Source organism: Prosthecobacter sp. (genome assembly GCF_034366625.1).
Classification (GTDB): Bacteria; Verrucomicrobiota; Verrucomicrobiia; order Verrucomicrobiales; family Verrucomicrobiaceae; genus Prosthecobacter.
Genome location: NZ_JAXMIH010000011.1, coordinates 275,858 through 290,637, shown reverse-complemented (window position 1 = coordinate 290,637; position 14,780 = coordinate 275,858). Strand labels below are relative to the sequence as shown.

Below are 14,780 nucleotides of genomic sequence, written 5' to 3'. Positions count from 1 at the left end.
AGCTGCTTCATTCCGCACAGGACACCCAGAGTCACCCGGCGATCGGCGAGAGACTGGGAATTCAACAGGCACTGGGCACACATCTTTGTGCCGTTCCATGGACACCCCCATGAGCAGGGTTGAGGCTGATGATGGGTTGACATAAAAAATTGGCTTTTCGTGGTGGCTTTCATTGAGTCCGCAGCCAATAAGATTCAAAGTACAGAATATCATCATCTGGTGGCTCAATGGGTTTGTCTTCTTGAAGATGCGGGTCGTTCTGCTGCTCATTGCCTTCTGCTGATGCATCATCATCAAGCCACTTCAGGTAATTCTTGGTCACGGCTTCTTCAGTGAGTGCTGTCGCTTTATGCATGAGTGTGGACATGGCGGTGGTGGTGAAGTGGTTATGGGTGAAATGCAGTCGGTTGTTGGGGCAAAGCGGCCCGCTTCACCAAGCTCTAGAACCTCCGGGAGCCGCACTTAGAAGTTCTTTCTCGGCGAGCTGCCAGTTCATCTCATCACATCCTTCTGGACAGCCTTGCTCCTGCCATATCTTGTACGCACGCGAGGCGATCTCTTCCACCCGTGGAAGGGATTCCGTCGCGACACTATTTTCATCATGGGTGTTCATCACCACGCTCATGATGGCCTTTTGGTTGGGGGCTTTCTTTTGGGACGCGTACGCTTTTTTTGCGTCAGCTGCCCTGGCTGTAGTTCTTGTCTTCATGGTGGTTTGTTGCCAGATTATGAAATGAGGTTTGAAGCGCGACAATCAGGTGCGCGCCTGATTGCCAGCTCGGGGCAATGCATCGAATCTGTCGGGGCACTGGATTGCAGTGGCGAACACCCGAGTCAGTAGAACCAGGGAGTTCTATTCACGGTCGCGGAGAGTGGTTCCGCCGCTCTGCTCTGCGCAGTGCGCGCAACAATACATTGTCCCGCCTGATTCGACCCCATGGCCGATGATACGGCACTGGCAGTGTTCACAGGCAGGTGCGAGGCGCTGGATCGCGCACTCGAAGCTGTCGAAGACGTAGGATCGGCCGTTCATCACCACAACGAACGCCTTGTCATATTCGTTGCCGCAGGTTTCGCATTTAGGCATGGCTGGAAGTGGATTGCGGCGCGGGCAGCGTGACTCGCTCATCACATCCTGCCCGCGCCCTGATTCATGTTTATTCGGCCATGGCCGTTTCAGCGGCTTCGACGTTGATCGTATTTTCGGCGAGCTCGGTGAGCTTCTCGTCAGTCGCCTTCTCTTCATCGAGCGTCTCGCTGAGCAATCGCACAGCCTCGTCGAAGCCGAGACATTCCGCGAGTGCGCGGGCAGTGCCGTAGCCGGCGATCTCGTAGTGTTCCACACGCTGTGCTGCTCCGATCAGCCCGGCATCACGCACCGTGTCTTCGGCATCTTCGCTGATGAGTTCTCCGCCTTCCTCGATCAGCCCCTCCATTGCCTTGCACCGATGTCCGGTGAGCTTGCAATCGAAGGATCTGGCGATTTGATCGAGTCGGACGACGTGATTCTTGGTCTCTTCGAGATGTTCTGCAAAGCCAGCCTTGAGCGCGTCATTCGTGGCGGCCTGCACCATTTTTGGCAGGGCTTTCACGAGCTGTGTCTCGGCGCTGTAGAGGTCTTTGAGTTCATGGACAAGCAGGTCCTGGAGTGTTTGGAGTTTCATGATGATAGTAGTGGTGGGGGTGGTGTCGTTGCCCCCGAATTTCGGCACGGCAGGTGCCTTTGGTCGTGTGGTCACGGCATTATTTTGCGCCTCATACGACCTTAAGGAGTGTCCCTGAGCAGGGTCTCAACACGTCCACTAGCTGGCTCTGCTGGAGATCCTACGTCTCTGGTTGGGCGGAAAACCGGGTGAGCATTTTGCGCAACGCATCGGCGGTGACGGGTTTGACGATGTGCTCGGTGAACCCTGCGGCATGTGCGCGCGCAATATCAGCTTCCATGCCATAACCGCTCATCGCGACCGCCGGAATGTCGGATCTTTCCCGCAGGGCTGCGATCACTTCAAGACCGGAGCCGTCGGGCAGTCCAATGTCGCTCAGCAGCAGATCGAATGTATCCGACGCCAGCGCACGGCTGGCTTGCGCCACGGTGCTCGCGGTGGTGACGGTGTGGCCCCAGCGCGTCATCAACCGGTGGAGAATCTGGCGCGTGTCTTCGTGATCCTCGACAAGCAACACTCGCAAGGACCGAACTGGTGCCGCTGATCCACCGCTGGCCGAAGCCGGCGCATTCACCGTCGAGCTTCCGGCAGCAAGCGCAGGAAACTCGACGGTGAACGTTGCGCCCTGTTTATACCCGGCGCTGCGCACGTTAATCGTGCCGCGATGCGCTTCGACCAAACCCTTCGCCACACTTAATCCCAGTCCCAGCCCGCCGAAACGTCGCGTCGTGTCAACGTGTCCCTGGCGGAAGGGATCGAAGATTTGCGGTAGTAACTCCGGCGCGATACCGATGCCGGTGTCCTCTATCTCGATGCTTATCTTTTCACCCGTCAGCGTGCTGCGGATCGTCACCTGTCCGCCTGCAGGCGTGAATTTTGCGGCGTTGCCAAGGAGGTTGGAAAACACCTGGGTGAGGCGCGCGGCATCGCCGCGAATCAACAGATGGTCCTTTGCCAGATCCACGACGGCGGTGATCTGTTTTTCACGCAGGGAAGGATTTACCATCGCGAGGGCATCGCGCAGAATGGTATGCAGATCGGCCGGTGTGGAGTGGATGCGGAGCTTGCCCTGGGTGATGCGGGTGACATCGAGGAGATCATCCACCAGCCGGGCCTCCAGTTCGATGTTGCGACGAATGATCGCGAGCGATTCGCGGACTTCCGTGGCGTCGGCAGCCTCGTTCATCAGGGCGGAGGCGGCGGCGAGGGCTGGTGTCAACGGGGTGCGCAGTTCGTGGCTGAGCACCGCCAGGAAATCGTCCTTGGCAGCATTGGCCGCCACCGCTGCAGTCTTGGCAGCGGCCAGCTCCCGCACCATCGCGGCGAGGTCATGCGAACGAGTATCCAAGGCGCGGCGCAGCATGTCACGGGTGAGTTTCGTTTGAAGCTGGTTGCGCACACGGGCGCGGAGTTCATCGATGGAAAAAGGTTTCAGCACGTAATCCTGTGCGCCTTCAATCAGGAGGTTGAGTTTCATCTCGTCGTCGGCCTTGGCCGTGAGCAGAATCACCGGCACGTCACGCAGGTTCTCGTCTTGTCGCAACGCGGCGACGAGTTCTTCGCCCGTCATGACCGGCATCATCATGTCCGTGAGGATTAGATCGGGCACTCGCTCATGGATAGCTTCCAGCGCAGCCCGGCCGTTCTCTGCCGTGCGGGTCTGTGCATCGGGCTCAAGAACGCGGCAGATGAAATCACGCATGTCTTGGTTGTCCTCGACGACGAGCACGTCTGGCCGGTCCGCCTCCACGGTCTGAACTGGAAGCTGCGCGTTCTCTGTGCGGCCGGTGGCTGGAGCGTTCGCAAGCCGCTGGAGCACCGCATCGGTGCCGGTCCAGGGCGAGGTGTGGATCTCCACTCCATCTGGGGCGCGGCGTGGCAGGCGCACCTGGAACTGCGCGCCCCCCGTGGCGCTCTCGCCGACGGTGATCGAACCGCCATGCATTTCGACAAACTCCTTCACGATGGAAAGTCCGAGGCCGGTGCCGCCATAGCGCCGCTGGGTCTCGCGATCTCCTTGCTGGAAACGCTCGAAGATGCTCTCGCGGAAATCCGGCGGCACTCCCGGACCGGCGTCCTCCACGGTGAGCGTGAGATGGTCGCCGTCCTCGGTGAGTGCCAGGCGCACCGCGCTGTCGTTGGGTGCATATTTGAATGCATTCGAAAGCAGGTTCATGAACACGCGCTGCACCTTGTCGCCATCCACTTCCGCGACGACCTCGCCCGGTACTTGGAGTTCGACGCGGATGCCCCGTTCGCTTACGACGGACTCGAAGATGTTCGCCATGGCCCGGGCCATGGCCGCCAGGTCGAGCCGTGAGTAGTGCAGATCCAGCTTGCCGACTTCCAGCTTCGACACGTCGAGCAGGTCATTGACGTGTTTGTGCAGGAGGAGGGCGTTGCGGCGCACCACGGTCAGCTCATGCCGCGCCGCCTGGTCCTTGGTCGTCTGGAGCAGCCGTTCGACCGGGGCGAAGATCAGCGCAAGCGGTGTGCGCAATTCGTGGCTGACGTTGGCGAAGAAGTTCGTCTTGAGCTGGTCAAGCTGCGTCACCTTGGTGTAAAGTTCGTTCAATTCGCTGTAAGCACGCTCCAGTTTCACACCTCGTTCTGCGGACAGGCGTGCGGTTTGCATCAGCCTGAGAATGTGCGGGATCAATGGCGGTAGGACCACCGCCGTCGTCACGGACGCGATCGCGGTGACGAGCTTTACCCAGCCAGAAAGCCAGTAGCGGGGATGTTCCGCAGTGAGTGTCCACACTTCCATGAAGTGCGTCGCGCCACAGGCCACGATGAAGATCGCGAAAGCGATCATGATCCAATGAAACGGCAGTTCACGCCGCGCACGATAGACCAGCCAGACCAGCGTTGTCGAGATGGCCACATAGGCAAGGCCGATGAGCAGATCCGCCCCGCCATGCAGTGTCATCAACTGCTGGTTGAACAAATAGCAATGCGAATGGGGCATGAAGAAATCACCACCACCCATTTCTCGTGAGAGATAGATGCCCGCGGCGAGCAGCGCGAAAATAGCGGCGAGGATGGCGGATTGGAGCGGCGAATGTTTCATGGCGTTGTGGAAACAAGGCATAAGTCCACGGCACCGGCGAGCACCGCAGCCTCATAGGAATTCAGGGCTGGCGGATGTTCGAGCCTTGGAACGGGCTGCGCAACCAAACAACGCCGCGGGAGAAACCGCTTTGCGCAGATGTTGTGCTCACGATGGCAAATCCATGCAGCCATGACATGACCGGTTAGACGGGGCGCTCGCACAGCCGTCTATACAGGTTCACGTAATCTTCCGTCATGCGCGTTGAAGAGAAGCGCCGCTCGAATTCTTCCCGGCAGCGGCTACGACTCAAGGCTGGCAGTTTGCCCACGGCTGCTACGGCTTCATTCAGATCATCCACAATGAAGCCGGTCACTCCATCGGTGATTACTTCGGGTACGGAACCACGGCGCAAGGCGATTACCGGAGTGCCGCAGGCCATCGCCTCGATCATGACGAGGCCGAAAGGCTCCGGCCAGTCAATCGGGAACAGCAAGGCGCGTGCGCCGCCCAGCAGGACATTCTTGGCGTCGTTCTGAACTTCGCCGACGAAATCAATCAGGGGATGGTCGAGGAGCGGCTTGATGACTTGCTCGAAATACTGCTGGTCTGCTTTGTCAACCTTCGCCGCTATCTTCAGCGGGATGCCCGTTCGTTTGGCAATCTCGATGGCATGATCTGCGCGTTTTTCGGGCGAAATGCGCCCCAGGAAAGCGAGGTAGCCATCGCTCACATCGTGATGCTCGAAAAAATCGACCGGCATGCCGTGGTGGATCGTAGTCACCCAGTTCGCGTGTGGGAGCGGCTTTCTTTGATCATCCGAGATGGAGACCAGCGGCATGTCATGGAACTCGCGGTAGAGCGGCGGCAGGTCGGGCAGATCGAGCCGGCCATGCAGCGTGGTGACGTGGCGGGCGGCACAACGCCTGGAAAGCGGGAAGTGAAGGTAGTCCACGTGAAAATGGATCACATCAAAGCTGTCTGCCGCAGCAAACACGCGTTCCAGCATCAGGAAATGGTGGGGCAGGGAATCGACGCATTGCGCATCAAGGCGCAAAGACCGGGGACAGCACGGCACCAACCGCGCCTGTGTCACCGAATCGCCACTCGCAAACAACGTGACGTCATGGCCGAGCCGAACCAGTTCCTCCGTGAGATAGGATACGACACGTTCCGTGCCGCCGTAACCATGGGGAGGCACGCTTTCATACAACGGGCTGACTTGGGCAATGCGCATGCCTGAATTTCGCAGCAGAGGAATGGATTGGTTGTCACAACTCGACGGCGACACCCAGTTCTCCTTCGAGTTTGAGAACCTTCACATGGATGGCCTTGCCATCGTTCTCGAAGAGCAGATCCGCCCGTGCCGTGCCCACCTGAATGCCACGCAGTTCCACATGCTTGATATGTTCAGGCAGGACCGGTCGCACCACTTTGAGGCGCTTGTCGAATCCCTGTGGCTGCAGACCCAGCAGGGTGGTCAGCAGGTATGGGAACGTGCCTGCCGCCCATGCCTGTGGCTGGCAGGCCACCGGATAATGCACCGGCACGCCATAGTCCTCGCGGTGAAAGCCGCCAAACAACTCCGGCAGCCGGTGGTCGTCGAAGTGCATGGTCGCGTCCATCATGCCGCTAAACACGCGCAAAGCAGCCTCATCGCACCCATAGCGCCTGAAGCCATCCGCGATGAGAGCATTGTCGTGTGGCCAGACCGTGCCAAGATGATAGCCGAGGGGATTGTAGGCGAGTTCTTTGGCAGAAAGCGTTCGGATGCCCCAGCCATTGAACATTTCCGGGGACATCAAGTGGCCGGCGGTCTGACGGGCCTTGTCCATGCTGGCGATGCCAGACCAGAGTGCGTGACCTGCGTTTGAGGACAGCACGGCGGCCTGTCGTTTGCCCTCGTGCAGCGCGAGCGCATAGTAGCCTTCCGCCACCCAGAAATCGCGATTGAACCAGTCGAACAAGCGTTGTGCCTCCAGTTCCAGCGCGCTGGCTCGTGCTGGTTCGCCTGCTTTGTGATAAAGTGCGGCCATTTCGAGCTTCGCCTGGTAGGCGTAGCCCTGGAGTTCCACGAGAGCGATTGGCGGTGTTGCCAGAGAACCATCGGCATTGACAATGCAGTCGCCAGAATCCTTCCAGCCTTGATTCGTCAGCCCTTTCTCGATCCTGCATTGATATTCGATGTAGCCGTCGCCATCCACGTCCCCGTAGCGATCCAGCCAGTTCAGCGCTGCCTCGACATGCGTCTTCAGTTCTAAAAATAGATCCAGACGCCCCGTCCACGCGGCATGCCGCCCCAGCAGGACGAGCCAGAGCGGCGTGGCATCCACCGTGCCGTAATAGGGCGTGTGGGGGATCTCTTTCAGGTTCGCCATCTCACCCACTCGGAGTTCATGCAAAATTTTGCCCGGCTCCTCCTCCCGCCATGGGTTGACCTCCGTCCCTTGATAACGGGCGAGCAGGCGGATGGTGTCCTCCGCGATGCGCGGATTCAGCGCGAGAGTTTGCAGCGCCGTGATGATGCTGTCGCGACCAAACAGCGCGACAAACCATGGAACGCCAGCCGCAAAGTAGGCCGTGCCGCCGATATGACTCCTGAGCATGTCGAGATCACGCAGCGAACGCTCCATCACGAGATTGAGCATGAGGCTGTCGCTGTAAAACTTTCCCCAAGTGTCCGGGCCGCCGAGAGTTTGTGCTGGTCGTTGGGAAGCCGTCCCTGCAGTGTCTGCCGGTGATTCAGCCAGTCGGAGCGAAGCTCGAAGTTGCCAGCACTCCTTCGGTTCCAAATGCAGTTCGAAGCTGACGGACGTGCCTTCGACTCGAACCGGAGCGGAATCGAATGTAATCGTCAGCGAGCGCTTGATGCCATCGGCGCCGTCGTAATCGAAGCGCAGCGTTTTGCCGTCCCACTGGGGAGGCTGTATTTGGCCGCGCTGGCTCTGAAACAGACCACGGATCGCGAAGATGTCCTCGAAGCCGGCTTGAAAGGTCAGCGTCACCTGGGTGTCGATGGGCCGTGGTGACAGGCTGTGGAAAATGAGGGTGTCATTGAGCACAAGGTGTTCACTCGAAAGTACACGCGACCACTTGATCTCGACCTGATGTTTGAGCAGTTGCGTTCCATCCACCATCCGCAGACTGGGGTTGGACAGTCCGAACACGGCGGCATTGCCGCGCTCGGCATGGCGGACGAGGGCCTCCGGTTTTTTCCCGCCCATGCGGAACTCGTAACCGCCAAGGAAACGGCAGTCATGGTAATAAAGCCCGAAGCCATGCCCCGCAGCGAGCGGCACGCTGCCGTCCGCTTCAGAGAGGAAGAAAATGTCCTCTTCCTTGATGACCACCGCATGGGTGATGCTGCGCGTGATTGCTGCCACGCCTGGCACCAGTTCGTGGTCTTCTCCTGCTGTGGTATCATGAGTATGCATGGAAATCGGAGCAGTGAAGCGCTCGCCATTGTCATTCGGCTGACGACACTCAGGTGGTTCTGTCAATGCAGCGAAAATCCTGTTCGGGATAAACCACATCGCAGGGGTGCTGCGGTCGTGTGCATTCGGGCCGACAGCATGCATGCGCCAGTTCGCCAGCACTTCTCAGCACCACGTCTCAATCACAACACGGCAAGGATGATCTGCGTCATCAGACAACTGTCTTCGGGGACGTAGCGCTGCACCAAGGTCGCGCCATTTGCCTGCATCATCCGGCGGGCCGTCCACAGGCCCAGTCCATAGCCGCCACGTCGCGTCGAGGAGAACGGCTGTCCCCAGGCGCTTGTATCGAGTGCCTCCTTCTTCGGCTCTCTCAGCTCAAAGATCACTTCGCCGCCCTTTGCCCGGGCGGTGACTGCCACCGGATCGCCCGTTGAAAACTCAGCCGCATTGGTCAGCAGTTCGCGAAAAACCGCCGCCATCATTTCCACATCCACGCTCACCCGTTCGTCGCCGAGTTCATCCACCCACCAAACCTCCAGCACGTCCTGCAGCGCAGCATGTTTCTCGCGCCAGATCTGCAGCAGCACCCGGGCGGGGATGGGAGCAGCGACCGGCTGCGGGTCTTGAAAAAGTGCGGAAAGCGCGCGCAATTGCAGCGCGAGCGAACGCAACTGTTTCCGAATGCGTCCAACGCTTGCCGTTGCTTCTCCGTCCGCCACCAGCTCGTTCAGGAGCGCCGTTTCAAGATCAAGGCTGTTCAGCCCGTTGCGCACATCATGTGTGTGCTGCCGCACAAATTCAGCGACGCGCGTCCAAGGAATTTCGGGTGCGGAATCCATGTCTCTCATTGTTACACTAAGCCCAGGTTGCATGCTGTCACGAATTCCCAGCTTTTCAAATGCCGCAGGGCGGATGATTGCATCGGTGCTCCTGTTGTTGTCACGCATCACGATGCCCGTTGTATTTCTTCTCGTTTTCCGCCACCACGCGGCTGTCATGTTCCGCTTCTTCGAGCCCATCTTCAATGAGCTGCTCCGCGATGTTATCCTCGTCCTGGAGCGGGACGGCAGCCACCAGATGACCGGTTTGCGGCGGCGGGTCGTCCCTGGCGGTCAATGCTTCGAGAGCCGGATCAGCCTCAGGCGCTTCCGTTGTGGTGCCGCCGCCTGCCAATTCTGCCGCTGCTTGCGCGAGGTCGGCATCTGAGACGGTTTCGCGGCCATCGATCAGTGCCAGTTCGGTGGCGCGGTCCTCGACCTCAATCTGGCTGGCCTCTCCCAGGCCGGGTGATCCGGCTTTGAGGCGCGTGGGGAGAGCCGAATGCGGTGCGCCGCTCTTCGCGACAACGACCGCGTCCGCTTTCTCCTGAATTTCGTCGCGACTGAAAATTCCGACAATACGCATCTGCTGGTCAACGACAGGCAGATGGCACAAGTCATGTTCTTCCATCAGTTGTTGCGCGGTCGTGCAGTCTTCATCTTCATGGCAAAAGATCGGTTCACGGTTCATGATCTCCCGGACTTGGGAGGTCTTCGGATCGTGACCGTGCCTGCCAATATTCCAGTCAGGATTCTCCATGTCGATCACGCCCACCAGTTTGTGATCTTCTGCGACCGGCCAGGTGCTGGCGTCATGCTCACGCATCCGGGCTCCGGCGGTTGCCACGCTGTCATGCGGGTGCAAAGCAGTGGTTCTCACTGCGGCGAGTGCTTTTAAAGGAATGGAGGCGGCCAGGGACGGGATGTCGGCCGGGGTGGGTTTTTCAGGCATGAAAATGGATTGGCGGTGTTTCTCATACATCGGCACTGCTTCTGTGGCTGGATGTACTGCGGTATGCCGGCAGCCAAAGGAGCACGCGGGCCAATTTTTACTCGCAGACGTGCTGATGCAGGCAACCGCGCCCCTGCTTTCCCGCGATATTTAAAGCATGAGTGCGGAAAATCGTCCACGCATCGGCGACTGTTTGCAGCGCTTCTCCCACGAAACTTTCCATGACGTTGGCCTGGCCGTGGCATTTCTCCGTGATCTCGGCACGTTGGCGGTCTGGGGCGTCACTGCCGACATTCGCGGCCTCAGGCATGAGCCGGGGGAGCCCGATAGCGTGTCCGAGAATGAACCGGATATGCTGACCGGTCAGCTCAGGGGGACGCCTGAAATACCTCGCTGAAAAAGCTTCGCCCTTCAAGGAGTGAGAAAAGGTGGTGCTCATGACGGCAACACCCTGAAATCAGCACGGCCAGACACCACGGCAATTACGAAATTTGGGGAATGAATGATTCATCCATGAACCATGCGCCATGTCGTTGTGGCACGAGCATTAGTTGGGCGCTGCTGCCCCGGCGAACATGAGCACGCACGCACAGACCACCCCTGGTTCTCCTGTAACCACAGCCAGCAAACGCCTGCTGGTCGTGGACGATCACCCGGTCTTCCGGCATGGCATCTGTCAGTTTTTGGATCAGTTCAGCGATGTGGCTGTTTGTGGTGAGGCGGCCAATGCGCAACTCGCGCTCGAAGCCATGCGACAGCTCAAGCCCGAGGTGGTGCTGCTCGATGTTTCCATGCCGGGCACGAATGGGATCGAACTCATCAAACACATGCTCGCTGAGCAGCCCTCGCTCATCATTCTCATCATCTCGATGCACGATGAATCGCTCTATGCCTTGCGGGCCTTGCGGGCCGGCGCCAAGGGCTATGTGATGAAACAGCAGGCGATGGAAAACATCCTCGAGGCGCTGCGCAAAATCATCGGCGGCGGCATCTACGTCAGTCCGCAGTTCAGTGAAAAGCTGATTTTTAAGACCATCCAGGGCAGTGACGGTGATATGGGCTCGCCAGTGGACAAGCTCTCCGATCGTGAACTCGAAGTGCTGCAACTGTTCGGGCGCGACAAGAAGACACGCGAGATCGCCAACGCATTGCATCTCAGTGTGAAGACCGTCGAAACCCATCGGATGCATATCAAAGAAAAGCTCGGCTTCAAAGACGCGGACGAAATGATGAAATTCGCCATCGAATGGGTCACGGTGACGCAAGACTGAGCCGCCCTTGTCCAGGCTGATGCTTGTCCCGCTCAAGCCAAATCTGCCACGGCCACCCGGACCTCGCTGTCAATGACGCCCCGGTCGATGGCGTAGCGGGTGAGTCCGGCGGTGTCATGAATGTTCAGCTTGTCCATCAGGTTCTGGCGGTGTTTTTCCACCGTCTTCACGCTGATGTGCAGCGCTGCTGCCATCTGCTTGTTGGCGTTGCCTTCCGCGATGAGCTGGAGCACCTCGGCTTCGCGTGAGGTGAGCTGGGAGACACTGTGGTGGACCGGTTCGGCATGGTTGCTGGCCTGGCGTTCCAGATGTTTGGCAATGGCGGGGCTAAAATACGTCCCGCCCTTGTGCGCTGCCCGAATGGCGGCGGGCAGCAGTTCCGCTTCGGACTGCTTCAGCAGATACCCCGCGATATTGAGCTTCATCAGCTGCTCCAGATGGAGGGGATCGCTGGATGCCGATAAAATGAGGATCTTGGTGGCAGGCAATGCCCGGCGGATTTGCCGGGTCGCTTCCAGCCCGTTGAGCAGCGGCATACGGATGTCCATCACCACAATGTGAGGCTGCAGATGCTGGCATAGTTCCACGGCCTGACGTCCGTTGGCGGCTTCACCGACAATCTGGATGTCCCGCTCGCCCGCCAGCAGCGCACGCAGGCCCTCACGCAGAATCATGTGATCTTCAGAGAGCAGCACGGTGATCGAATTCATAGGAAAGATGGGGCGTGCTGTTTAGCCGCAGACAAGGCCTGCCACCGGGTATTGACTCACATGGCAGGCGGACGGCGGCCTGAAATGAGCGACACCAGGAACAAGACGAGAAACAACACGAAACAAACGTGCGCGATCCATGCCGCAGTGCCCGCGACGCCGCTAAACCCAAGCGCGCCGGCAAGGATCGCGATGATGAGAAATGTCAGAGTATAGGATAGCATGATGGGCCTTTCTGTTTCCCGTACTTCGCACGCCGGGCGGCAACCGGCTGTGTCTCCTTGCCTGGCGTCACTTCACGGGGTGGCTTTTCAGCCAGTTATCGAGTTGGGCGAGATGCACCGGCTTGACCATGTATTCATCGAAGCCGGAGACACAAAGAAGGCGTGAAGTTGGTGAAAACCCCACGCCTTGGTCATCGGGTCATTGTTTCTCTCTCTGTGAAAAGCGAGATCAAGTCGTTGACCACCCTTACATCGCCGCTCGTCATCCGTGCGGTTGTATGTTCCGTGATTTTTTTTGGCCGCGTGAGGGCGCTGACGGCGCGGTTCGCTGTTCGCCCGGTAGCTGCGGACGTGAGTCCGCATTCCGGGATCGTTGTTCGCGGTTGTTCGCAGTTCGCGGTCCGGCCTGCTACCGCCGCCGTTGCGCTACCCGGCACGCCGTTGGCGGGTGGCCGCGGCTTTGCGTGCTGAGGCGGAGCGTTGCGCCGCAGGTCGCGCTGCCGCCGCCTTGCCGCCCAGGCGGCCGCCTTTGCGGAACGGTGCTTTGTTCTCAGGCTTGCCGCGCCCGGAGCCGCTTTTCCTGCCGCCGCCCGAAGATTTATTGACGGTGGCCCAGGCGCGCGCCTCGGCTTCTGGCTTGGACACGCCGCGCTTTTCGTAGCCTTCTTCGATGTGCTCCGCCTGACGCTTCTGCTTGTCAGTGTAGCTGGATTTGTCTCCGCGTGGCATGGGTTTGAGGGGGGGTGATTTAGCAGCACTGGAACACGGCGCGTCGGACGCAAAGGGGGCCGGCATGCGACCACTGTCCCATGCCGGCCCGCTGCGGGCGGTCAATCGCAGTCACAGTCTTCCTGCATGTAGCGTTTGATCTCCTCCCGGGTTTCCCCGGTGCGTTTCTGGATGCGGCCGATGAGCTCGTCCGTTTTTCCTTCCACATACGTGAGATCGTCATCGGTCAGGCTGGCCCATTTTTGTTTAAGCTTGCCCTTCACGATGTTCCAATTGCCTTTGGTTTGTGTTGCAGTCATATCAGTTTGAGGTGGATGTTTTTTATCGCCTTATGGCGGCGGTGGAATTCGTTCCTGGCGCTCCTTCCATTGTCAGGGCAATGCCTCGTTTGGGAATAGGGGAGAAGGGCAGAGTGGTTGACGATGGTTTTGAAAACTACCGTCAACGGCGCAGCGCCCTCCCTACCTCCGCAGCATCACGATCAGCTCATTCATCTTGTCCGCGATCTGCTGCATCTCGCCCTGCGTCGGCGGATCGCTCACCGTCATCCCGAGCGTGGCCACGTTGTTGCTGTTGCTGCTGGAGGTGGCCACGGCGTCCGTGAGCTGCTGGAGCGACACCTCACCGGGGGCGCCGGGCAGTCCTTGCTCGCCCTGGATGCCCTGCGGCCCGGCGAGGCAGGCAGAACTCTGAAAATCACGTTTTTGCGCCGTGTCGGCTCCGTCAGCCCTTGGGTTGATTGAGCCAGTCGTCGGATTGATCGAGCCAGCCCTTGGGTTGATTGAGCCAGCCGTAGGATTGAACGAGCCAGCCCATGGATTGATTGAGCCAGCCGTAGGATTGATCGAGTCCAACCTTGGCTGAGGCGGATGGCCGTGTGCATTGGGGAAACCTATGGGAGGAGAGAAGTTCCTTTTCCCGCCAAGGCGGCCCTTATTCGCAAGAAAGGGTCGGGAGTCGATTCGTGACTGCAGGGCTTTTGTCAAGAATCGAACTCCAGCCCCTTTCTTGCAATGACGGGAAGCTTTCTTTGGCCATTTCTCACTTTTCCAAGCCTATTGCCAAAAATCACGGCTTCCGATACGCTGTGGCGCATGAAATCCACCGTGTCTGAATTCAAAGGCTGGTTCATGCTCGGGTCATGCTTCTTGGGGACCCAATGTTCGCTGGTGTCCACCACCTCCAAATCCGCACGGGCTGGGCGCGTGCTCGCCGGCGAGACGCTGTATTTGAGTCGAAGCGCAGACCACTCATACGAGGTGTGCCCCCTTGCCGCGCCGAGTCTGGTGCAGCCAATTCCAGAGCAGCCGCGCATGACCACGGCTGCCACGGCGACTCCCAGCCCTCCGCCACTCCAGAAGCCAGCGCCAGCGTCCATTGAGCAATCCATCACCACGCACAAGCGCTTGCTCTACGAGCAGCCTGAGGGCGCAGGCAGGCTTCTGGTGCAGTTCGCTGGAGGTGAATTGGAACTCGGGCTAAGCTCGCTGGTGGCGTTCGTCGGCACCTCAGAGAATGCGCTCACCCATCAGTTGAAAATGGCCAGCTTGGATGAGAAGACCGTCGTCACGCGCCTCGTCGGGGGACGGGATGGTGAGGCCTGTGTGATGAGTTCCATCAAACTGGAGAGCGGCGGCTTCTCCACTGTGAAGGAAGGATTGTACTACACGATTTGGGAGTACCTGGACAGTGAAGGTGGCCTGGCTGCATGCCGTATGGATGCGGCCTCTGGGAAACCCAAGGTGGACATTGCGAGATTCAAACGACGCTATCTCAACGACCTGGCACTCTACGACGATGGTCAGGCGCTGCTGGTGGATGGCAAAGTTGTGGCGGCGAGAATCCTCGGGCACGCCTGTCGGGACTAGGAAAAGTGTCTGTCCCTTCTATCGCGGTTTCGTCTCTTGCGGTGGAAGCATTTGATCA

The 14,780-nt window shown here is 59.1% G+C and carries 17 protein-coding genes; 2 read left to right on the top strand and 15 right to left on the bottom strand.

The window, feature by feature from the left end:
- Positions 1–169 precede the first annotated feature (169 nt).
- From U1A53_RS15005 to U1A53_RS14960, 10 genes are all read right to left on the bottom strand, one after another.
- Positions 170–367 (bottom strand): hypothetical protein, encoded by a 198-nt coding sequence (locus U1A53_RS15005; RefSeq protein ID WP_322282154.1) that lies wholly within the window; start codon positions 365–367, stop codon positions 170–172.
- A gap of 63 nt (positions 368–430) precedes the next feature.
- The gene (locus U1A53_RS15000; RefSeq protein ID WP_322282152.1) at positions 431–709 is read right to left on the bottom strand and encodes a DUF2934 domain-containing protein; all 279 of its coding nucleotides are present in this window, start codon (positions 707–709) and stop codon (positions 431–433) included.
- 144 nt (positions 710–853) lie between these two features.
- On the bottom strand, positions 854–1,087 hold the full coding sequence (locus U1A53_RS14995) for a hypothetical protein (RefSeq protein WP_322282151.1): 234 nt from the start codon (positions 1,085–1,087) through the stop codon (positions 854–856).
- Between the two features lie 70 nt (positions 1,088–1,157).
- Entirely contained in the window at positions 1,158–1,664 is a 507-nt protein-coding gene (locus U1A53_RS14990) for a ferritin-like domain-containing protein (RefSeq protein ID WP_322282149.1), read from the bottom strand.
- Between the two features lie 160 nt (positions 1,665–1,824).
- A complete protein-coding gene (locus tag U1A53_RS14985) occupies positions 1,825–4,734 on the bottom strand; it encodes an ATP-binding protein (RefSeq protein ID WP_322282147.1) in 2,910 nt (969 codons plus the stop codon).
- 184 nt (positions 4,735–4,918) lie between these two features.
- A complete protein-coding gene (locus U1A53_RS14980; protein ID WP_322282145.1) occupies positions 4,919–5,950 on the bottom strand; it encodes a glycosyltransferase family 4 protein in 1,032 nt (343 codons plus the stop codon).
- A gap of 34 nt (positions 5,951–5,984) precedes the next feature.
- Positions 5,985–8,147, bottom strand: a complete 2,163-nt coding sequence (locus tag U1A53_RS14975; RefSeq protein WP_322282144.1) for a glycogen debranching N-terminal domain-containing protein — start codon at positions 8,145–8,147, stop codon at positions 5,985–5,987.
- A gap of 182 nt (positions 8,148–8,329) precedes the next feature.
- Entirely contained in the window at positions 8,330–9,097 is a 768-nt protein-coding gene (locus tag U1A53_RS14970; protein ID WP_322282143.1) for an ATP-binding protein, read from the bottom strand.
- Entirely contained in the window at positions 9,090–9,920 is an 831-nt protein-coding gene (locus U1A53_RS14965) for a CBS domain-containing protein (RefSeq protein ID WP_322282142.1), read from the bottom strand. The genes U1A53_RS14970 and U1A53_RS14965 overlap by 8 nt, the downstream gene beginning before the upstream one ends.
- A gap of 97 nt (positions 9,921–10,017) precedes the next feature.
- Positions 10,018–10,359 carry a hypothetical protein gene (locus U1A53_RS14960; protein ID WP_322282141.1) on the bottom strand — a complete coding sequence of 114 codons (342 nt, stop codon included), beginning with the start codon at positions 10,357–10,359 and terminating at the stop codon, positions 10,018–10,020.
- A 136-nt stretch (positions 10,360–10,495) separates the two neighbouring features.
- On the opposite strand from U1A53_RS14960, the gene U1A53_RS14955 reads away from it, so the two are divergent.
- The gene (locus U1A53_RS14955; RefSeq protein WP_322282140.1) at positions 10,496–11,191 is read left to right on the top strand and encodes a response regulator transcription factor; all 696 of its coding nucleotides are present in this window, start codon (positions 10,496–10,498) and stop codon (positions 11,189–11,191) included.
- A 32-nt stretch (positions 11,192–11,223) separates the two neighbouring features.
- On the opposite strand, the gene U1A53_RS14950 is transcribed toward U1A53_RS14955, so the two are convergent.
- The 5 genes from U1A53_RS14950 to U1A53_RS14930 all read right to left on the bottom strand — a co-directional run bounded on the left by U1A53_RS14950 (position 11,224) and on the right by U1A53_RS14930 (position 13,474).
- Complete coding sequence (locus U1A53_RS14950; protein ID WP_322282138.1) at positions 11,224–11,901, bottom strand: response regulator transcription factor; 678 nt, start codon at positions 11,899–11,901, stop codon at positions 11,224–11,226.
- Positions 11,902–11,957: 56 nt separating this feature from the next.
- Complete coding sequence (locus U1A53_RS14945) at positions 11,958–12,125, bottom strand: DUF1328 domain-containing protein (protein WP_322282136.1); 168 nt, start codon at positions 12,123–12,125, stop codon at positions 11,958–11,960.
- A gap of 426 nt (positions 12,126–12,551) precedes the next feature.
- Positions 12,552–12,854 carry a hypothetical protein gene (locus U1A53_RS14940; protein ID WP_322282135.1) on the bottom strand — a complete coding sequence of 101 codons (303 nt, stop codon included), beginning with the start codon at positions 12,852–12,854 and terminating at the stop codon, positions 12,552–12,554.
- 101 nt (positions 12,855–12,955) lie between these two features.
- Complete coding sequence (locus tag U1A53_RS14935; RefSeq protein WP_322282133.1) at positions 12,956–13,153, bottom strand: CsbD family protein; 198 nt, start codon at positions 13,151–13,153, stop codon at positions 12,956–12,958.
- A gap of 162 nt (positions 13,154–13,315) precedes the next feature.
- Positions 13,316–13,474, bottom strand: a complete 159-nt coding sequence (locus U1A53_RS14930) for a hypothetical protein (protein WP_322282132.1) — start codon at positions 13,472–13,474, stop codon at positions 13,316–13,318.
- 474 nt (positions 13,475–13,948) lie between these two features.
- Between U1A53_RS14930 and U1A53_RS14925 the strand changes: the two genes are divergently transcribed.
- On the top strand, positions 13,949–14,722 hold the full coding sequence (locus U1A53_RS14925) for a hypothetical protein (RefSeq protein WP_322282131.1): 774 nt from the start codon (positions 13,949–13,951) through the stop codon (positions 14,720–14,722).
- The last annotated feature ends 58 nt before the right edge of the window (positions 14,723–14,780 follow it).

Bases quoted from the DNA above. Each gene is read 5' to 3' on its own strand.
- U1A53_RS15005 (WP_322282154.1), bottom strand. From the start codon at position 367: ATGTCCACACTCATGCATAAAGCGACAGCACTCACTGAAGAAGCCGTG.
- U1A53_RS15000 (WP_322282152.1), bottom strand. From the start codon at position 709: ATGAAGACAAGAACTACAGCCAGGGCAGCTGACGCAAAAAAAGCGTAC.
- U1A53_RS14995 (WP_322282151.1), bottom strand. From the start codon at position 1,087: ATGCCTAAATGCGAAACCTGCGGCAACGAATATGACAAGGCGTTCGTT.
- U1A53_RS14990 (WP_322282149.1), bottom strand. From the start codon at position 1,664: ATGAAACTCCAAACACTCCAGGACCTGCTTGTCCATGAACTCAAAGAC.
- U1A53_RS14985 (WP_322282147.1), bottom strand. From the start codon at position 4,734: ATGAAACATTCGCCGCTCCAATCCGCCATCCTCGCCGCTATTTTCGCG.
- U1A53_RS14980 (WP_322282145.1), bottom strand. From the start codon at position 5,950: ATGCGCATTGCCCAAGTCAGCCCGTTGTATGAAAGCGTGCCTCCCCAT.
- U1A53_RS14975 (WP_322282144.1), bottom strand. From the start codon at position 8,147: ATGCATACTCATGATACCACAGCAGGAGAAGACCACGAACTGGTGCCA.
- U1A53_RS14970 (WP_322282143.1), bottom strand. From the start codon at position 9,097: ATGCGTGACAACAACAGGAGCACCGATGCAATCATCCGCCCTGCGGCA.
- U1A53_RS14965 (WP_322282142.1), bottom strand. From the start codon at position 9,920: ATGCCTGAAAAACCCACCCCGGCCGACATCCCGTCCCTGGCCGCCTCC.
- U1A53_RS14960 (WP_322282141.1), bottom strand. From the start codon at position 10,359: ATGAGCACCACCTTTTCTCACTCCTTGAAGGGCGAAGCTTTTTCAGCG.
- U1A53_RS14955 (WP_322282140.1), top strand. From the start codon at position 10,496: ATGAGCACGCACGCACAGACCACCCCTGGTTCTCCTGTAACCACAGCC.
- U1A53_RS14950 (WP_322282138.1), bottom strand. From the start codon at position 11,901: ATGAATTCGATCACCGTGCTGCTCTCTGAAGATCACATGATTCTGCGT.
- U1A53_RS14945 (WP_322282136.1), bottom strand. From the start codon at position 12,125: ATGCTATCCTATACTCTGACATTTCTCATCATCGCGATCCTTGCCGGC.
- U1A53_RS14940 (WP_322282135.1), bottom strand. From the start codon at position 12,854: ATGCCACGCGGAGACAAATCCAGCTACACTGACAAGCAGAAGCGTCAG.
- U1A53_RS14935 (WP_322282133.1), bottom strand. From the start codon at position 13,153: ATGACTGCAACACAAACCAAAGGCAATTGGAACATCGTGAAGGGCAAG.
- U1A53_RS14925 (WP_322282131.1), top strand. From the start codon at position 13,949: ATGAAATCCACCGTGTCTGAATTCAAAGGCTGGTTCATGCTCGGGTCA.